The organism is Streptococcus suis (genome assembly GCF_002964045.1).
Lineage (GTDB): Bacteria > Bacillota > Bacilli > Lactobacillales > Streptococcaceae > Streptococcus > Streptococcus suis_U.
Map to the genome: position 1 here is coordinate 1 of NZ_POPB01000262.1, position 16,494 is coordinate 16,494.

Genomic DNA, 16,494 nt, shown 5'->3' on the forward strand with positions numbered 1-16,494 from the left:
CGTCAAAAAGCCCTACGACTTAACAAGACACCTCTACTTTATCATAAAGAAAAAGTAGTGAGTACTTTCTCCCGTCGGAGATTTCCTCACTACTAATCTTAGTATGTTTTTGTATTCCAGACTTTTCATTTTATAAAATTGTGGTATAATTATGAAATAACAAATTTTTAGAAAATTTTGAAGAATTGATCTAAAGGAGATTTTTTATGGCTTATGTAGTAGCTGTTGTTGGTGCGACTGGTGCAGTTGGTGCCCAAATGATTAAAATGTTGGAAGAATCAACTCTTCCAATCGAGAAAGTACGTTTCTTGGCTTCTGCTCGTTCAGCAGGCAAGACCTTGCAGTTCAAGGGACAGGACATTGTCATCGAAGAAACAACAGAGACAGCTTTTGAAGGAGTGGATATTGCCCTCTTCTCAGCTGGTGGCTCTACATCTGCCAAATATGCTCCTTACGCAGTAAAAGCAGGAGCTGTTGTCGTGGACAATACTTCGTATTTCCGTCAAAATCCAGATGTACCTTTGGTTGTTCCAGAGGTCAATGCTCACGCGCTTGATGCCCACAATGGTATCATTGCTTGTCCAAACTGCTCAACCATTCAAATGATGGTTGCGCTTGAACCTGTCCGTCAGAAATGGGGCTTGGAGCGGATTATCGTTTCGACTTATCAGGCAGTCTCTGGTGCTGGTATGGGAGCTATTTTGGAAACCCAAGCTCAGCTTCGCTCTGTATTGAATGATGGAGTAGAGCCAAAAGCAGTAGAAGCCAACATTCTTCCTTCTGGTGGTGATAAGAAGCACTACCCAATTGGCTTTAACGCTATTCCTCAAATCGATCTCTTCACTGAAAATGACTATACTTATGAAGAGATGAAGATGACAAAAGAAACCAAGAAAATCATGGAAGATGACAGCATTGCCGTTTCTGCAACATGTGTCCGTATTCCAGTATTGTCTGCTCACTCTGAGTCTGTCTACATCGAAACCAAGGAAATCGCACCAATTGATGAGGTGAAAGCAGCCATTGCTGCCTTCCCAGGTGCAGTTTTGGAAGACGATGTGGCTAACCAAGTTTATCCGCAAGCCATTAATGCTGTTGGAAGCCGTGATACTTTCGTGGGTCGTATCCGTAAGGATCTTGACAAGGACAATGGAATTCATATGTGGGTTGTTTCAGATAACTTGCTCAAGGGTGCAGCATGGAACTCAGTTCAAATCGCTGAAACTCTCCATGAACGTGGTCTTGTTCGTCCAACCACAGAATTGAAATTTGAGTTGAAATAAGTTTAAGTACTTAGAAAAAAACAAGGGCTGGTTTTAGCCTTTTTTGGCAAGAGAAAGAGAGAAAATCTATGTCTATTCAAGATTTACGTGATGTAAAAATCATAACAGCCATGATTACCCCTTTTAAAGAAGATGGTGCAATTAACTATGATGTATTACCAGAATTAGTCGAACATTTGTTGGCTCATCATACGGAAGGGATTTTGTTGGCAGGAACAACTGCTGAAAGTCCAACCTTGACTCACGAGGAAGAGTTGGAACTGTTTGCGGCAGTTCAAAAGATTGTCAATGGCCGCGTTCCTTTGATTGCAGGTATCGGTACAAACGATACGCGCGATTCGATTGAGTTTGCTAAGGAAGTCGCAGCTTTTGGTGGCTTTGCGGCAGGTCTTGCCATCGTGCCTTATTACAACAAGCCTTCTCAAGAAGGAATGTACCAGCACTTCAAGGCTATTGCGGATGCCTCTGATTTACCAATCATTATCTACAACATCCCAGGTCGTGTCGTGGTCGAAATGACACCAGAAACCATGTTGCGTTTGGCAGAACATCCAAATATCATTGGGGTCAAAGAGTGTACTAGCCTTGCCAATATGGCTTACTTGATTGAAAACAAGCCAGAAGATTTCTTGATTTATACAGGTGAAGATGGTGATGCCTTCCATGCTATGAATTTGGGAGCTGACGGTGTAATCTCAGTTGCCTCCCATACAAATGGCGATGAAATGTATGAAATGTTCACAGCTATTGAGCAACAAGATATCCGAACAGCAGCTGCTATTCAACGCAAATTCATTCCAAAAGTCAATGCCCTCTTCTCTTATCCAAGTCCTGCTCCTGTTAAGGCAGTTCTCAACTATCTTGGATTTGAAGTTGGCCCACTTCGCTTGCCATTGGTACCATGCCCAGAAGAAGATGCCAAACGCATTATCAAAGTCGTAGTGGACGGAGACTACGAAGCAACCAAAGCAACTGTGACAGAAGTTGTAAGACCGGATTATTAAAAACGTCCAGTGGACGTTTTTAACCCGAGCCTAGAAACTGGAAAGCGAGGATAGACTACGGATAGACTGTTTTAACGCGAGCCCAGAAACTCGAAAGCGAGCTAGTCCAGTGGACATTTTTAAGCCGAGCCTGAAAACATGAAAGCGAGGACAGTCTACGGATAGACTGTTTTAATGCGAGCCCAGAAACTCTAAAGCGAGCTAGTCCAGTGGACGTTTTTAACCCGATCCTGAAAATATGAAAGCTTGCAGTGTCCAGTGGACATTTTTAACCCTAGCCCAGAAATTTGTAAGCGAGGCAAGTCAGGTATTAGACTTTTGGGGGCTGGACTTAAAGCATAATGTGAAGCTTGTTCGAGAAATATGAATTATTCGCTTGACTTTCCAGTGCAAGGGTTATTATGGTTTTATCCAAACACATCAGTTATCTGGTGTGTTTTTCAGTTGCAAGCCTTTTCAAATTTTTGTCATTCCTGATATAATAACTAAAAAAGATAAAAGGATTAAGTATGGACATTGTTATTATCGGAGCTTCTTTTGCTGGTTTGAGTGCGGCAATAGAATGTAGAACTTTATATGAAAATGCTAGAGTGACGGTTATTGATTGCGAAGAAGAGGTTGGCTATTTTCCAAATGCCTTGAATTGGAAATTGACTGGAAAAATTTCTGATTGGCACCAAGCACGTATCGAATTACTGGACCAGGTTTTGCAATTGGATATTACTTGCCAATTTTCTACAGAATGTATCGACATTTCGCCAGAAAATTCTTCAATTACTCTTGAATACAAGGGGAAACGAGACACGAAAAAATTTGACAAATTGATACTTGCGATGGGGGCAAGTCAGTCATGGGATTGGGCTGACCAATCAATTGAACCATTTTTCATTAAAACAAAAACCTACTCCCAACTGCAACAGAGTTTTCACCTACTGTCCAAGGCAAAATCAGTCGCGGTTATTGGGGCAGGTCAAATTGGTTTAGAAAGTTTGGATGCCCTGTCAAGATTGGACCTTGAATTACATGTTTTTGAAGCCCAGGATTCCATCCTAGCAAAATATGCAGATGCTGAAATGGTGGAAAATCTTGGTAAGACATTGAAAGAAAGAGGGATTATCCTTCATTTGGGTGAAACGGTCAATCGTATTGAGTTGAATGAAGGAAAACAAGGTCTTGAAGTCTATACCATGAAAGGCAGATATCAGGTTGACCTAGTATTGCCTTCGACAAATCTGCGTCCCAATCAAGCGATTGTGAAAGAAAAATTTGAATTATTGCCCAATGGGACTATTTGGACGGATGATTACTTAGAAACGAGTCAGAATAATATTTTTGCGGTAGGAGATTTGGTAAGTCTGCCAGTTGACTATTTCGGTCGTGCTTATTATCCAATGATTCAGCATGCCATCATGACGGGACGCATGGCATCCCAAAACTTGTTTGCCAAGAAATCTGCGCTGTCAAAAGCCCAACGAATTGTTTCAACCCATGTGTTTGGATATAGTGTGACCAGCCTTGGTTTGACGGAGAGTGAGGCAACATTATGGTTGGACAGTCAATCCATTCGGATTCAGCGTGAGCTGTCAAAATGGGATAGCAGATTGGTAGATTTCAAATTGATTGTAGAAAAAGAAACCGGGAGAATCTTAGGAAGTCAGTTGGTTTCTGAAAGTGATTGTTTCGAGCAAATGAATACCTTGTCCTTGGCTATCTCACAAGGATTAACGGTCTATGACTTGGTCAAGCAATCATGGCTCTGCCTGCCTGGAAAGACCCCCTTAATCCCACTGATGGTGGAGGCAGCTCAAGAATGGATTCGACAAAATAATGGAGAGAAGGAGGAGGAATATGCAGATTGACCGTCTATTTGAAAAACGAGAACGAGCTATCTATCAACTGCTTCTTTATTTGGAAAATCGAAAAGATCAACCATTTCTAAAGGAAGTCTGTGCCCATCTCGAACTCTCCAAATCAACTCTTGTTCGCTATATTGAGACGTTTAATGAGCAAGCCAACGATGAAGGATTGGGCTTGGAATTCCAAATGTCAAAAGAGCAGATTTTCTTAAAGAGAGAGGGAAACTTGAGTCGTCAAGAAATCATAGCATTTCTGTGTGGGTCGAGTGTGAAATACCAAATTCTCTGTGCTCTTTTTGATAAGGATCATCTATCAGTTCAAATGTTAGCGCAGGATACACTGTTAAGTGAAGCGACCTTGAATCGCCAGTTAGCAAGTCTCAATCAACTCTTATCTGAATTTAAAATCAGTATCAAAGGAGGGCGGCTCAAGGGCAGTGAACTTCAAATTCGTTATTTCTATCATCAGCTATTTCATTTGACAAATGGGCTATCTAGTTGGCAAAGCAGTCATTTGTTAACGGATTTAGAGAGATTATTACCTGTTTTTGAACGATTCTACCAATCAAACTTGAACAAAAGACAGGCTGACTCAGTTTTATTATGGCTTGTGATTGCTCAAAAGCGATTTAAACTGAATCAACTAGATTTTAAGCCCTTATATCAGTTGATGGAGCCCTATCTTGAACATAAATTTTATAAGGCCTTGAGGAAAATGTATTTTACACTTGTACAGCAACAAGCAGTTACATTTCAAGAAGGCGAAACTATGTCTCTCTTTGCATTTCTATTTAGTCATTTTATCTTGGCTCCCCACCAATTGGAACAAGTTTTAGGTTTTGGTGGTCCAGTTATGGAAGCTACCTCAAGAGTCGTTCAAGAGATTCGACAATTTACTGGTGGGCAATATGCCGTGTCAGAAGAAGGTTTGTATCATATTAATCAAATCATGAGTCAACTCTACTTTTTCCAAGCCTCTATCCAATTGGAAGAAGTCGAAAATGGAACATATAGGGAGGAATCGAAGAGAATTATTCAGCAGGTCAACCAGACAATTTACCGAAAGAGAAACTGGAAGAATGAGTCTAGTAGTCATCTAGTTTCCATGTTGGAAAGTTTGTTCACTTACTTAAGTCAAGTTGAGCCGATTCAGGTAAAGGTTGGTTTTGCTTCTTCTCAACACGAAGTATTTTCCTATCCTAAACTGATGCAACTAAGGGAAAGGTTAGAAGGCAATCGACAGGTCCAGATTGATTACTTTAATGCTGAGACAGTAGTAGATTTACTGATTACAGATTATTTTCAGACTACCGATTTGCCTGTTTATTATATAACTGATAGGATCAAGGAAAGGGATATCCATGCCTTGAAAGGGATGATTCAAGAATTGTATCAATTGAAATTACTTGAATCAAAAAAGCTTATCCAGGAGAATAAATTTCCGATTGAACATAGATAGTCTATGAGACCGAGTTTGTGAAATATTCAATTCTTTAATACTAACGATTAAAAAATATTATGAGCTGGTAAAAGCTTGTTAGAATGCCATTTCTAACTAGTTTTTATCAGATTTTTTAATTTTTTTAAAAAAAATGATAGAAAAAATTCACAAGAATGAGTTAGAATAGAGTTACCAAGAAAACGGAAGCGTTTTCAAAAAACAATATAAATTTAGGAGGACATCTTATGTCAACTGAAAAATACATCATGGCCATTGACCAGGGCACAACAAGTTCGCGTGCCATTATCTTTAACAAAAAGGGTGAAAAAGTTGGTAGCTACCAAAAAGAGTTTACTCAAATTTTTCCTAAACCAGGTTGGGTAGAACACAATGCAAACGAAATTTGGAATTCTGTTCAGTCTGTTATTGCAGGTTCCTTTATCGAAAGTGGTGTTCGTCCTGACCAAATCGAAGGGATTGGGATTACAAACCAACGTGAGACAACGGTTGTCTGGGATAAAGAAACAGGTCTTCCAATCTACAATGCCATTGTATGGCAATCTCGTCAAACATCTCATATCGCTGACCAACTCAAGGCTGATGGACATGCGGATATGATTCATAAAAAGACAGGTCTTGTAGTCGATGCTTACTTCTCAGCAACGAAAGTACGTTGGATTCTTGACCAAGTACCAGGTGCGCAGGAACGTGCTGAGAAAGGTGAAATTCTTTTCGGAACCATCGATACTTGGTTGGTTTGGAAATTGACCAACGGCAAGTGCCATGTGACCGATTACTCAAATGCGGCTCGTACCATGTTGTACAACATCGAAGAGTTGAAGTGGGATGATGAGATTCTAAGTTTGCTTAACATTCCAAAAGCTATGTTGCCGGAAGTTCGTTCAAACTCTGAAGTTTACGGTACAACTGCACCATTCCATTTTTACGGCGCAGAAGTACCAATCTCAGGTATGGCAGGAGACCAACAGGCAGCACTCTTTGGACAATTGGCATTTGAGCCTGGCATGGTGAAAAATACTTACGGAACTGGTTCCTTCATTGTGATGAACACTGGTGAAGACATGCAGCTATCTGAAAATAGCCTTTTGACTACCATCGGTTATGGAATCAACGGAAAAGTTTACTATGCTCTTGAAGGCTCAATCTTTATCGCGGGTTCTGCTGTTCAATGGCTTCGTGATAGCATGAGAATGGTGGAAACTTCACCTGAGTCAGAAGAACTTGCTCGTAAGTCTACTAGCAATGATGAAGTCTATGTTGTACCAGCCTTTACTGGACTTGGTGCTCCATATTGGAATTCAGACGCGCGTGGTTCAGTATTCGGCTTAACTCGCGGAACAACCAAAGAAGACTTCGTCAAAGCAACGCTACAATCCATTGCCTACCAAGTTCGTGATGTTATTGATACCATGCAATTGGATACAGGTATTGATATTTCAGTCTTGAAGGTTGACGGTGGTGCAGCCATGAACAGTCTCCTTATGCAATTCCAGGCTGATATCTTGGGTATCGAAATCGCACGCGCCCAAAACCTTGAAACAACTGCTCTTGGTGCAGCATTCTTGGCAGGTTTGGCAGTTGGCTTCTGGAAAGATTTGGATGAATTGAAAGAATTAAATGCTGTTGGCCAATCCTTCCAACCAACTATGAACGATGCTCGTAAAGAACAACTTTACAAGGGATGGAAAAAAGCAGTTGCCGCAACACAACTATTTGCAGAAGTAGAAGAAGATTAAAAGGGAAAAAATGGTTGGAAGGGACAATTCGTCTCTTCTAATCAATCCGTCTGAATAAATGTTAGGAAGTGAATCGTATGGAATTTTCAAAAGAAACAAGACGCTTAGCTATTGAGCGAATGCAGGATCGTCAACTTGACCTCTTGATTATCGGGGGTGGTATTACAGGTGCTGGTGTGGCTTTACAGGCAGCAGCAAGTGGTATGGAAACAGCCTTGATTGAAATGCAAGACTTTGCGGAAGGGACTTCAAGTCGCTCAACCAAATTGGTTCACGGTGGTCTTCGCTACCTCAAACAATTTGATGTGGAAGTGGTATCTGATACCGTATCTGAACGTGCAGTAGTTCAAAATATTGCTCCACATATTCCAAAACCAGACCCAATGTTGCTCCCAGTCTATGACGAGCCAGGTTCAACCTTTAGTCTCTTCCGTTTGAAAGTGGCTATGGACCTCTATGACCTCTTGGCTGGCGTCAACAATACCGATATGGCCAATAAGGTTTTAACCAAAGAAGAAGTGCTGGAACGCGAACCAAACTTGAAGCAAGAAGGCTTGATTGGTGGAGGTGTTTACCTCGACTTCCGTAACAATGATGCTCGCTTAGTTATTGAAAATATCAAACGTGCAGCTAAAGACGGCGCATTAATTGCCAGTCGTGTCAAAGCTGAGAAATTCATCAAGGATGAGGCTGGAAAAGTTGTCGGTATCGTCGCTCGTGACTTGCTGACAGACAGCACCTTTGAAATTCGTGCGCGTTTGGTCATCAATACAACAGGCCCTTGGAGTGACGAAGTACGCAACCTCGGTGGTGAAGGTTCAGGTATCCTTCAAATGCGTCCAACCAAGGGTGTGCACCTAGTTGTCGATAGTTCTCGCTTGTCTGTGCCACAGCCGACTTATTTTGATACAGGTCACGCAGATGGCCGCATGGTCTTTGTCCTTCCACGTGAAAATAAAACCTACTTTGGTACGACAGATACAGACTACACTGGCGATTTGGCCAATCCAATGGTAACTCAAGAAGATGTTGACTACCTGCTTGATATTGTCAACAATCGCTTCCCAGAAGCAAACTTGACCTTGGATGACATTGAGAGCGGTTGGGCAGGTCTTCGTCCCCTCTTGTCTGGAAATGGTGCTTCTGACTACAATGGTGGAAATAACGGTAAGCTCAGTGATGACAGCTTTAATAGCTTGATTGAAACGGTCAAAGGTTACTTGAACAATGAAAAGACTCGTGACGATGTGGAACACGATTTGACACATTTGGAAGGCAGCGTTTCTGAAAAACACTTGGATCCGTCTGCTGTATCACGTGGCTCTGCCCTTGATCGTGACGAAAATGGTTTGTTGACTCTTGCTGGTGGTAAAATCACAGACTTCCGTAAAATGGCCGAAGGAGCAATGGAAAAGGTTGCAGACATCCTCAAAGAAGAACATGGCCGCAGCTTCAAACTCATCAATTCTAAGACTTACCCAGTCTCTGGTGGTGAATTGAACCCAGCTAACGTAGCAGAGGAAATCGAACACCTTGCCCAACTTGGTGTGAAGAAAGGTCTTGTCTATGATGATGCACTTTACTTGGCAAACTTGTACGGATCAAATGCGCCAAAAGTCTTTGCATTGAACCACAAGGTAGAAGCCGTTTCTGGCTTGAACAAGCGTGACTTGCTTTCCCTTCATTATGCAATGAAGGAAGAAATGACCTTGACTGCAGTTGACTATCTTCTCCGTCGTACCAACTACATGCTCTTTATGCGTGAGCAGTTGGATGCAGTAGCACCAGACATTTTGAAAGAAATGGCAGCGTACTATGCTTGGTCAGAAGAAGAAGTTGCGCAACAGGAACAATTGTTGGCTGATACGCTTGTTAAGAATGATTTGACCTATTTGAAAGATAAATAATAAGAGGTGCATAATGACAAATGAATTAATCGGTGAAGTACTGGGAACTGCCTTGCTGATATTACTTGGTAACGGTGTTGTAGCAGGTGTAGTGCTAGACAAGAGTAAGGCAAAGGATGCTGGTTGGATTGTAATCACAATTGGTTGGGGTCTAGCAGTAGCCATGGCAGCTTTTGTGAGTGGTTTATTGGGACCTGCCCACCTCAACCCAGCGGTATCAATTGCAATGGCCTTTGCAGGAAATCTCCCATGGGCTTCTGTGGTCCCTTACATTCTTGCCCAATTCCTCGGAGCCTTTATCGGAAGTATCTTGGTCTACCTCATGTACAAAGATCACTACGATGCAACAGAAGACACTGGTGCTGTACTGGCAACTTTCTCTACTGGTCCTGCCATCCGCAACCTTGTTTCGAATACAATTAGCGAAGCAATCGGAACTTTTGTTTTGGTCTTGGGATTATTGGCTTTCGGTCAGTATGATTTTCCAACAGGGCTTGGTACCTTAATCGTCGGCGGTTTGATTGTTTCCCTCGGAGTTTCTCTTGGTGGTCCAACAGGATATGCCCTAAACCCTGCGCGTGACCTTGGTCCTCGTATCATGCATGCCATCCTTCCATTGAAGCACAAGGGAGATTCGGATTGGGGCTATGCATGGGTACCAGTAGTTGGTCCAATCATCGGAGGCTTGCTTGCGGCTCTCCTTTATGGTCTCATTTTTTAAAAAATATCCTTCTCTAATCAGCAATGGTTAGGGAAGTTTTTTATTACTTGACTGTCAATCGTGAGCAAAAGATTGTTATTTATCAATAATTAGCGATAAAATAGGTCTATCAACATCAGTGAGGTCATCTTATGAACAATACTGGTATTCATCATATTTCAAGCTTGGTAGGAAACATTCATCAAGCCTATCATTTTTATCACCATATTCTTGGATTGAAATTGACCTTGAAAACTGTCAATCAAGAAGATTCAAGCATGTATCATCTCTTTTTCGGTGATGATGAGGGCCGTTTTGGAACGGAATATACCATTTTTGATATGCCCAATCATCCAAGTCATCGGCCTGGCAGCAATCGTTTGGAACGAACTGTTTTTTTGGTTAAAGATGTTGCTGCCTTGGAATTCTGGCAGAAAAGACTGACAGAGTTTGAAGTGGAAAACGAAGGAATTCAGGCCTTTGGCAATGGACATATCTTGAATTTCCAAGATGAAGACGGGCAGTTGCTTGGCTTGACCTATCATGACTCTATCGGAGAAATGTTTCCATATGAAACAGATGAAATTCCGTCGGAATACGCTATTCTTGGTATTGCCAGTCTTCACATGCGTATTCGTGAAGAAAAAGCATTACTAAGTTTGTTGACCGAAACCTTCGGATTTGTCGAGGAAAGCCGATTTGTCTTTGAAGATAAGATGGTGATTTCGCTGTTCTTTGACAATACCTTCCAACATCGACTTTATTTGATCCTTGACCAAGAGTCGCCAATCAGTGTAATGGGAGTCGGGGCCATTCATCATATCGCATTTGGTGTCTTAGATCAGTCTGACTTGGAAGACCTGATTAGTCGCTTAAATCTCATCAATCGTCCCCATTCTGGAATTATCAATCGAGATTTTATGCATTCCTTGTACTTCCGAGCGCCCAACTATCTCATGCTTGAAGTCGCGACCATGGCAGGCGAAAGAGAGGCTGCCATGCCAAGACAGGATAAGCAGCTAGATAATGTTGAACTGTTCTTGCCAAGTTTCTTTGAAGAGGATAGACAGGAAATCGAAAAAAATCTCTCCCAACGTTATTAGGAGAAATGAGATATGGATTATCGCTTTATCAAAGGGACCAGTCCCCGTCTTTTGGTCTTTTTCCACGGCACAGGTGGTAATAAGGAATCTATGCTCTTTCTCCGCCAACAGCTGGACCCTAAAGCCTCTGTTCTTTCTTTCAATGGAAGTTGGTGTCAAGGCAGGGAAAGGCGTTTCTTTGCCACTCTAGTTGATGGTCAGCTGGATCTTGTCGATTTTGAAATGCGCATGTCGGCTTTTCTGGATTTTTGGAAGGACTTAGACATCCAGCACTACCAAGAGATTACCTTCGTTGGCTTTTCAAATGGTGCCAACTTCATCATGGGTTTGTTGACCAAACAGTCAAACCTGGCGGACAATTATATCTTGCTCCACCCTTCGGCTTTATATTATGCATTTCCGAAGAAAAATAGCAGAGCAGAGATTTTGTTTACACTGGGGCAGCATGACCCAAATGTCGACCCAGTCGCACTTGAAAATCTTGTAGATGACTGGCAAGAGTCAGCCTTTCCCAAAGCCAACCTAGCTTATTTTGACAAAGGGCATTATCTAAGTCATGACGAATTGACCTATGTGAGCAATTGGTACCAAGAAAGAACAGACAAAAAGGCCTGAACCTATAAGTTCAAGCCTTTTATTTGTCTTAGATGAGAGATTCTAATTTGTCAACCAATGAACCAACATAGGCGATGGTTTCTTTGAGTGGTTGGTCAGTTGAAACGTCGACACCTGCGTATTTAGCAAGGTCTTGGGCAGATAGACTTGCACCGAGTGACAAGGTTTCCAACCATTTTTCAACAACTTCTTCAGGATTTTCTTCTAGTTGTTTCGCCATAGCCGTACCGATGGTCAAACCAGCTGAGTAGGTATATGGATACAAACCAATGTAGTAGTGTGGTTGACGCATCCAGATAAGACCTGCATCGTCACCGATTTCAAAGTCTTCACCCCAGAATTCCTTGATGACATCCAACTTGATTTGGCAGAGAATATCACCATTGAGGTATTCTTCATTGTCCAAACGAGTGTAGACTTCACGTTGGAAGGCTGCTTCAAGCAAGTGAGTGACCATGTTGTGGAAGTAAGTACGGCTGATCAACTCGCTAATCAAGTAAGCCTGGAAGCCAGGGTCTTGGTTGTTTTTCAAAAGGGTGTTACATGTCAAGACTTCATTTGCAGTAGAAGGCGCCTCGATGAAGTAGAGGGATGGATCGTAGCTGAGGACGCTTTGTTTCTTAGCCAATTGGAAATGACCAGCATGTCCCAATTCGTGAGCCAATACCAAGACCTCATTCATCAAACCTGTCCATGAAAGTAAGATGTAAGATGGTCCATCGTAAAGAGTAGCACAGAAGCCACCAGTAGCCTTACCTTCGTTTTGAGCGAAGTCAATCCAACGCTCATCAAATGATTGTTCAATCATTTTTACATAATCTTCACCAAGAAGGCCCAAGCAGTCAATCAAGAATTGTTTGGATTCTTCTGGGGTAATGCGTTGGTTGTATTCGGATGGCAAACTGATTTTCAAATCAGCATGAGTGATCTTGTCCAATCCATGAGCCTTGGCAACCAGTTTGACATAACGACGCATGTGAGGAGCTAATTCTTTCATGATGACATCAATTTGACGGTCGAAGAGATCACGTGATACATTTTGACGATGTAAGAGGAAATCAATCGTGCTGTCAAAAACACGCAAACGAGCTTCGATTTGTTCGTTTTTGATATGTGACAAATAGGTCGCGGCTGTCGTGTTCTTATATTTCTTTAAGGTTGAATAGAAACCAGCAGCTGAATTGCGACGGATCTCGGTATCATGGCTGAGTTCATAATCATTTTCAAAGAGCACATAGCTATTGCCAAGCGTTTCGCCATTTGCCTCGAAGTTTTCAAATGTCATATCTTCAAACTTGGTCACACCGTAGTTGTTGTATGGCTGACCAAAAGTTGGTGCGAAGTTAGAGAGAAGTTCTTCTTGAAGTGGGTGCAGTTGATGCAGCTTGTCACGTAGAATTGCATCAAAGAAGGCAGCCCATTGAGGATGTTCCTCTTTTAATTCAAGAAGAAAAGCTTCATCTAATTGACCAAGTTCAGAGAAAAGGAAGTCACGTTTTGGACGAGCTTTTGCTGATACCAAGTCATATTCGTTGGCCAGGCTTGCCAACTCTGTATTCATCTTGTCCACTTCTAATGGCAAAAAGGCGTAGTGTGAAAGTCTGCTATCAAGAATGACAATGGTTTCATATTCTGTAAGAGCAGCCACGATGGTTACTTTATCAGACAACTTTCCTTTATAGTTGGCTTCGAAGGCTTCGACCTGTTTGGCATAGGCAGATAGGTGTTCTTGGTAATTCTCAGGGGTTGGGAACAACAAATCAGTATTCCAGGTTAATTGAACATCAATATCTTGACGTTTTGGCATTGCAGATGTCATATAATTCTCCTTTTTTGTTACTAATAGCTACATTATAACATAAGAAATGCCTTCAGCAAAAATAAATCTATAGCTGTATTTATGAAAATATAACTTGACAAAATGATGAAAAACGTAGATAATTATTAGTATGAAAGGGTTTACTGAAAACCGGAAAGGAGCTTGCTATGCAGGTTATTAAACGAAGTGGTGAAGTTGTAGATTTTGACCCAGAAAAGATTTATCAAGCGATTATTAAGGCAGCCCAAACTGTATATGTGATTGATGACACTTGGCGGAAGAACCTTGCTCAAGTGACTAAAAAAGTTGTGCTTGATTTGGAAGAAGCACATACAGAACGTCCAACCATCAGTATGGTGCAATCACAAGTAGAGCATCGTCTCTTGGATGCAGGCTATATTTCGATTGCTGAACACTATATTTCTTATCGTCTCCAACGTGATTTGGAACGAAATGGCTATGCAGATAAGATTGTCGTTCATTTAAGCTTTGAGAAAATTCGTTAAAGATTGGTTTGTCCAATCTTTTTGATATTCTTGCAAAAATTTGCATACTCCAAGGCTAGTCTTATTTAAAATAATTATAATATTTTTGATAATTCTATTGAAAATATGTCAATTTTGATATATAATAAACACGTAACTAGTCAAATCCCTTATCGTGTATCGGGGGATTTTTCAGTCTTAAAATGACTAAATATCGTAAGGTGTTTGATTTGAAATATACAGAAATTTGAATATTTTTTGTATGAATTATGATTGATAATTAGATTATAAAATTCAGACTATAAGTTTTACTTATAGGTCAACTTATAGAAAAGAAGCAAGATTTGTTTAGAAAATCTTGCTTTTATTTTTATATTCTATAATAGTTTGATGTTTCAAATAAAATTTAAAAACATTTTTATTTTTTTAACAGGTAATAACCTCTTTAAAAATGTAACATATAGTATCTAAATTATTAGTAATTTTGCTAAGGATCTATAGATATGTATGGATAATTTAGGTTTGAATATTATAGCATTTTATTTTAAGCGATATCAAATTAACATACAAAAAAATAAATGCTTTTAGGGTTCGAAGTATGTTGACAATAACAGAGGGATTTTCCGAAAATTTCAGATTGTTCATTTTCAAAAACTATGTTAATGAGGTATTTTCTCCGTTGACACTATTATATAATTACAATTATAATATTGTTGAAGTCCCACAGTCTTTGGTAATACAAAGAAGTTATATTATTTAGAAAAGGAGAAAACTATGAAGACACTCAGGAAAATATTCATGGTTGTGATGAGTTTGCTTTTGGCATTTGTTCCATTGCTCGCAAGTGCCGAGGATGTACTGCCAGAAAGTACAACTATTACAATCCATAAATTGAGTGCTGGTTCGACAAAACCAGCAGAAGATGCATTGAAAACCAATGCTGATGGTTCTGAAATCCAGTTGGATAGTTTAGGTTTCCCTGTGACTCCGATGGCTGGTGTAAAATTCCAATGGTTTAAAGTTGGAGATACTGAAACAGTAGAAGAACTCTCTGCAAAAACTTTAGAACAGTTGCGAACCACTTATTCAGTAAATGGTATTACTGAAGCCACCGGTGCAGACGGTACAACCAATATCGTTGTTTCAAAAACAAACTATGGACGTTACTGGATAGTCGAACTGGCTAAAGGTGATGCAACTGAAGCGAATAAAGCAATGCAGGTTACTAAAACAATTCCTATGTTGGTTACTCTGCCATTTGGTACAGAAACTGGTTACCAGTCAACTGTTCACCTTTACCCAAAAAATGTGACCGAAACACCGACACCTGGTAAGGACGTTGCAGAAGTAGGGAATAATTCTGCAGGTCAAAACGTTGGTGATACTGTTAAGTGGTTCTTGAAAGGTACAATTCCAGTTGATATCCGTAATTACACCAAGTATGGATTCAAAGATGTGTTATCAGAAGCACTTGATTATTCTGCAGTTCAAAATGTTAAGATTGGTGAAACCACTCTTACACGTGATGATGACTATACTGTGACATACACGGAAGCTACTCGAACTCTTTTGGTTTACTTGACACCAACAGGTATTGCAAAATTAGCAGATTATCGGGACAATAATCCAAATGCTGATTACGCAACCTCAGCAGATGTACAAGATGCAGTTGCACCAAAAGTCTTTGTATCTGTTGAATTAGATACTGTTTTGAATGAAAAAGCAGTTCCTGGCAAACCTGTAACCAACAAAACAACCATTGTCTATGACAATCCATATGATCCAGATGGTGATGAAGAAGAAACTCCTCCATCTGATGAACCAAAAGTTTATTCTGGTGGTAAAAAATTCAAGAAGGTTGAAGGTTCTGAACAAACTCCTGGTAAATCATTAGCAGGTGCTGAATTCGGATTATTTACCAACCAAGAAGCGACAACGGCTGTTGTGTGGACACAAGATATGATTGAAGCTAACAAAGCTACAACTGACAATGCTGCAAAATTTAAAAATGTACAAGTTGGTCAGCCAGTAGTTCTTGTTTCAGATTCTGATGGTACATTTGAAATTCAAGGTTTGGCATATGGTGAAAATGGTTCAGATGAAGCAACAGCTGAAAGAACTTATTATTTGAAAGAAACAAAAGCTCCAGAAGGCTTTATCTTGCCAGCTAATCCAATTGTTTCATTTGTTGTGAACAAAACTAGCTACTATCAAGACCCAACTGCGACAGATTTGGTTCCAGCTGAGCCAACAAATGTATTCAACAACAAGAAACCGGAACTTCCTCTTACAGGTGGTATCGGTGCTACCTTGTTCATCGTTTCAGGTCTTGCAATGATGGCATTTGCCGCATTTAAACTAAAAAATCGTAAAGCATAAAATTTTTAACATAATATAACTCGATGTGGGTAGAGGCTGGGCAAAAACTAGCCAATAACTAAAAAAATACACAGACAGATTGAGCTGCTTCAGATGAAATCCAGCCGAACTGTCTGTGTTTTTCTTTCTGTTTCTACTCTCTTGG

General features: G+C 40.5%; 12 protein-coding genes. 11 read left to right on the forward strand and 1 reads right to left on the reverse strand.

Annotated elements, in window-relative coordinates; genetic code table 11:
* Positions 1 to 206: 206 nt before the first annotated feature.
* From C1E99_RS03290 to C1E99_RS03330, 9 genes are all read left to right on the forward strand, one after another.
* Complete coding sequence (locus C1E99_RS03290) at positions 207 to 1,283, forward strand: aspartate-semialdehyde dehydrogenase (protein ID WP_105206573.1); 1,077 nt, start codon at positions 207 to 209, stop codon at positions 1,281 to 1,283.
* Positions 1,284 to 1,351: 68 nt separating this feature from the next.
* Positions 1,352 to 2,287 carry a 4-hydroxy-tetrahydrodipicolinate synthase gene (gene dapA, locus C1E99_RS03295; RefSeq protein WP_105206574.1) on the forward strand — a complete coding sequence of 312 codons (936 nt, stop codon included), beginning with the start codon at positions 1,352 to 1,354 and terminating at the stop codon, positions 2,285 to 2,287.
* A gap of 509 nt (positions 2,288 to 2,796) precedes the next feature.
* Positions 2,797 to 4,146, forward strand: a complete 1,350-nt coding sequence (locus C1E99_RS03300; RefSeq protein ID WP_105206575.1) for an FAD-dependent oxidoreductase — start codon at positions 2,797 to 2,799, stop codon at positions 4,144 to 4,146.
* Entirely contained in the window at positions 4,136 to 5,602 is a 1,467-nt protein-coding gene (locus tag C1E99_RS03305) for a helix-turn-helix domain-containing protein (protein ID WP_105206576.1), read from the forward strand. The genes C1E99_RS03300 and C1E99_RS03305 overlap by 11 nt, the downstream gene beginning before the upstream one ends.
* 227 nt (positions 5,603 to 5,829) lie before the next feature.
* The gene (gene glpK / locus C1E99_RS03310) at positions 5,830 to 7,341 is read left to right on the forward strand and encodes a glycerol kinase GlpK (RefSeq protein ID WP_105108017.1); all 1,512 of its coding nucleotides are present in this window, start codon (positions 5,830 to 5,832) and stop codon (positions 7,339 to 7,341) included.
* A 77-nt stretch (positions 7,342 to 7,418) separates the two neighbouring features.
* Positions 7,419 to 9,248, forward strand: coding sequence for a type 1 glycerol-3-phosphate oxidase (gene glpO, locus C1E99_RS03315; RefSeq protein WP_105206577.1), 1,830 nt, complete (start codon positions 7,419 to 7,421; stop codon positions 9,246 to 9,248).
* A gap of 13 nt (positions 9,249 to 9,261) precedes the next feature.
* Complete coding sequence (locus C1E99_RS03320; RefSeq protein WP_029171162.1) at positions 9,262 to 9,969, forward strand: MIP/aquaporin family protein; 708 nt, start codon at positions 9,262 to 9,264, stop codon at positions 9,967 to 9,969.
* A gap of 131 nt (positions 9,970 to 10,100) precedes the next feature.
* Positions 10,101 to 11,051, forward strand: coding sequence for a VOC family protein (locus C1E99_RS03325; RefSeq protein ID WP_105206578.1), 951 nt, complete (start codon positions 10,101 to 10,103; stop codon positions 11,049 to 11,051).
* A 12-nt stretch (positions 11,052 to 11,063) separates the two neighbouring features.
* A complete protein-coding gene (locus C1E99_RS03330) occupies positions 11,064 to 11,666 on the forward strand; it encodes an alpha/beta hydrolase (protein WP_238146197.1) in 603 nt (200 codons plus the stop codon).
* A 28-nt stretch (positions 11,667 to 11,694) separates the two neighbouring features.
* Here the strand turns inward: C1E99_RS03330 and pepF are convergent, their stop codons facing one another.
* Positions 11,695 to 13,485, reverse strand: coding sequence for an oligoendopeptidase F (gene pepF / locus C1E99_RS03335; RefSeq protein ID WP_105206579.1), 1,791 nt, complete (start codon positions 13,483 to 13,485; stop codon positions 11,695 to 11,697).
* Positions 13,486 to 13,652: 167 nt separating this feature from the next.
* On the opposite strand from pepF, the gene C1E99_RS03340 reads away from it, so the two are divergent.
* Together C1E99_RS03340 and C1E99_RS03345 are read left to right on the forward strand one after the other, a co-directional pair.
* Positions 13,653 to 13,991 (forward strand): ATP cone domain-containing protein, encoded by a 339-nt coding sequence (locus C1E99_RS03340; protein WP_105107630.1) that lies wholly within the window; start codon positions 13,653 to 13,655, stop codon positions 13,989 to 13,991.
* A 753-nt stretch (positions 13,992 to 14,744) separates the two neighbouring features.
* A complete protein-coding gene (locus C1E99_RS03345; RefSeq protein WP_105206580.1) occupies positions 14,745 to 16,349 on the forward strand; it encodes a SpaH/EbpB family LPXTG-anchored major pilin in 1,605 nt (534 codons plus the stop codon).
* Positions 16,350 to 16,494 lie beyond the last annotated feature (145 nt).

Coding starts and splice junctions, on each gene's coding strand:
- C1E99_RS03290 (WP_105206573.1), top strand. CDS start 207: ATGGCTTATGTAGTAGCTGTTGTTGGTGCGACTGGTGCAGTTGGTGCC.
- dapA (WP_105206574.1), top strand. CDS start 1,352: ATGTCTATTCAAGATTTACGTGATGTAAAAATCATAACAGCCATGATT.
- C1E99_RS03300 (WP_105206575.1), top strand. CDS start 2,797: ATGGACATTGTTATTATCGGAGCTTCTTTTGCTGGTTTGAGTGCGGCA.
- C1E99_RS03305 (WP_105206576.1), top strand. CDS start 4,136: ATGCAGATTGACCGTCTATTTGAAAAACGAGAACGAGCTATCTATCAA.
- glpK (WP_105108017.1), top strand. CDS start 5,830: ATGTCAACTGAAAAATACATCATGGCCATTGACCAGGGCACAACAAGT.
- glpO (WP_105206577.1), top strand. CDS start 7,419: ATGGAATTTTCAAAAGAAACAAGACGCTTAGCTATTGAGCGAATGCAG.
- C1E99_RS03320 (WP_029171162.1), top strand. CDS start 9,262: ATGACAAATGAATTAATCGGTGAAGTACTGGGAACTGCCTTGCTGATA.
- C1E99_RS03325 (WP_105206578.1), top strand. CDS start 10,101: ATGAACAATACTGGTATTCATCATATTTCAAGCTTGGTAGGAAACATT.
- C1E99_RS03330 (WP_238146197.1), top strand. CDS start 11,064: ATGGATTATCGCTTTATCAAAGGGACCAGTCCCCGTCTTTTGGTCTTT.
- pepF (WP_105206579.1), bottom strand. CDS start 13,485: ATGACATCTGCAATGCCAAAACGTCAAGATATTGATGTTCAATTAACC.
- C1E99_RS03340 (WP_105107630.1), top strand. CDS start 13,653: ATGCAGGTTATTAAACGAAGTGGTGAAGTTGTAGATTTTGACCCAGAA.
- C1E99_RS03345 (WP_105206580.1), top strand. CDS start 14,745: ATGAAGACACTCAGGAAAATATTCATGGTTGTGATGAGTTTGCTTTTG.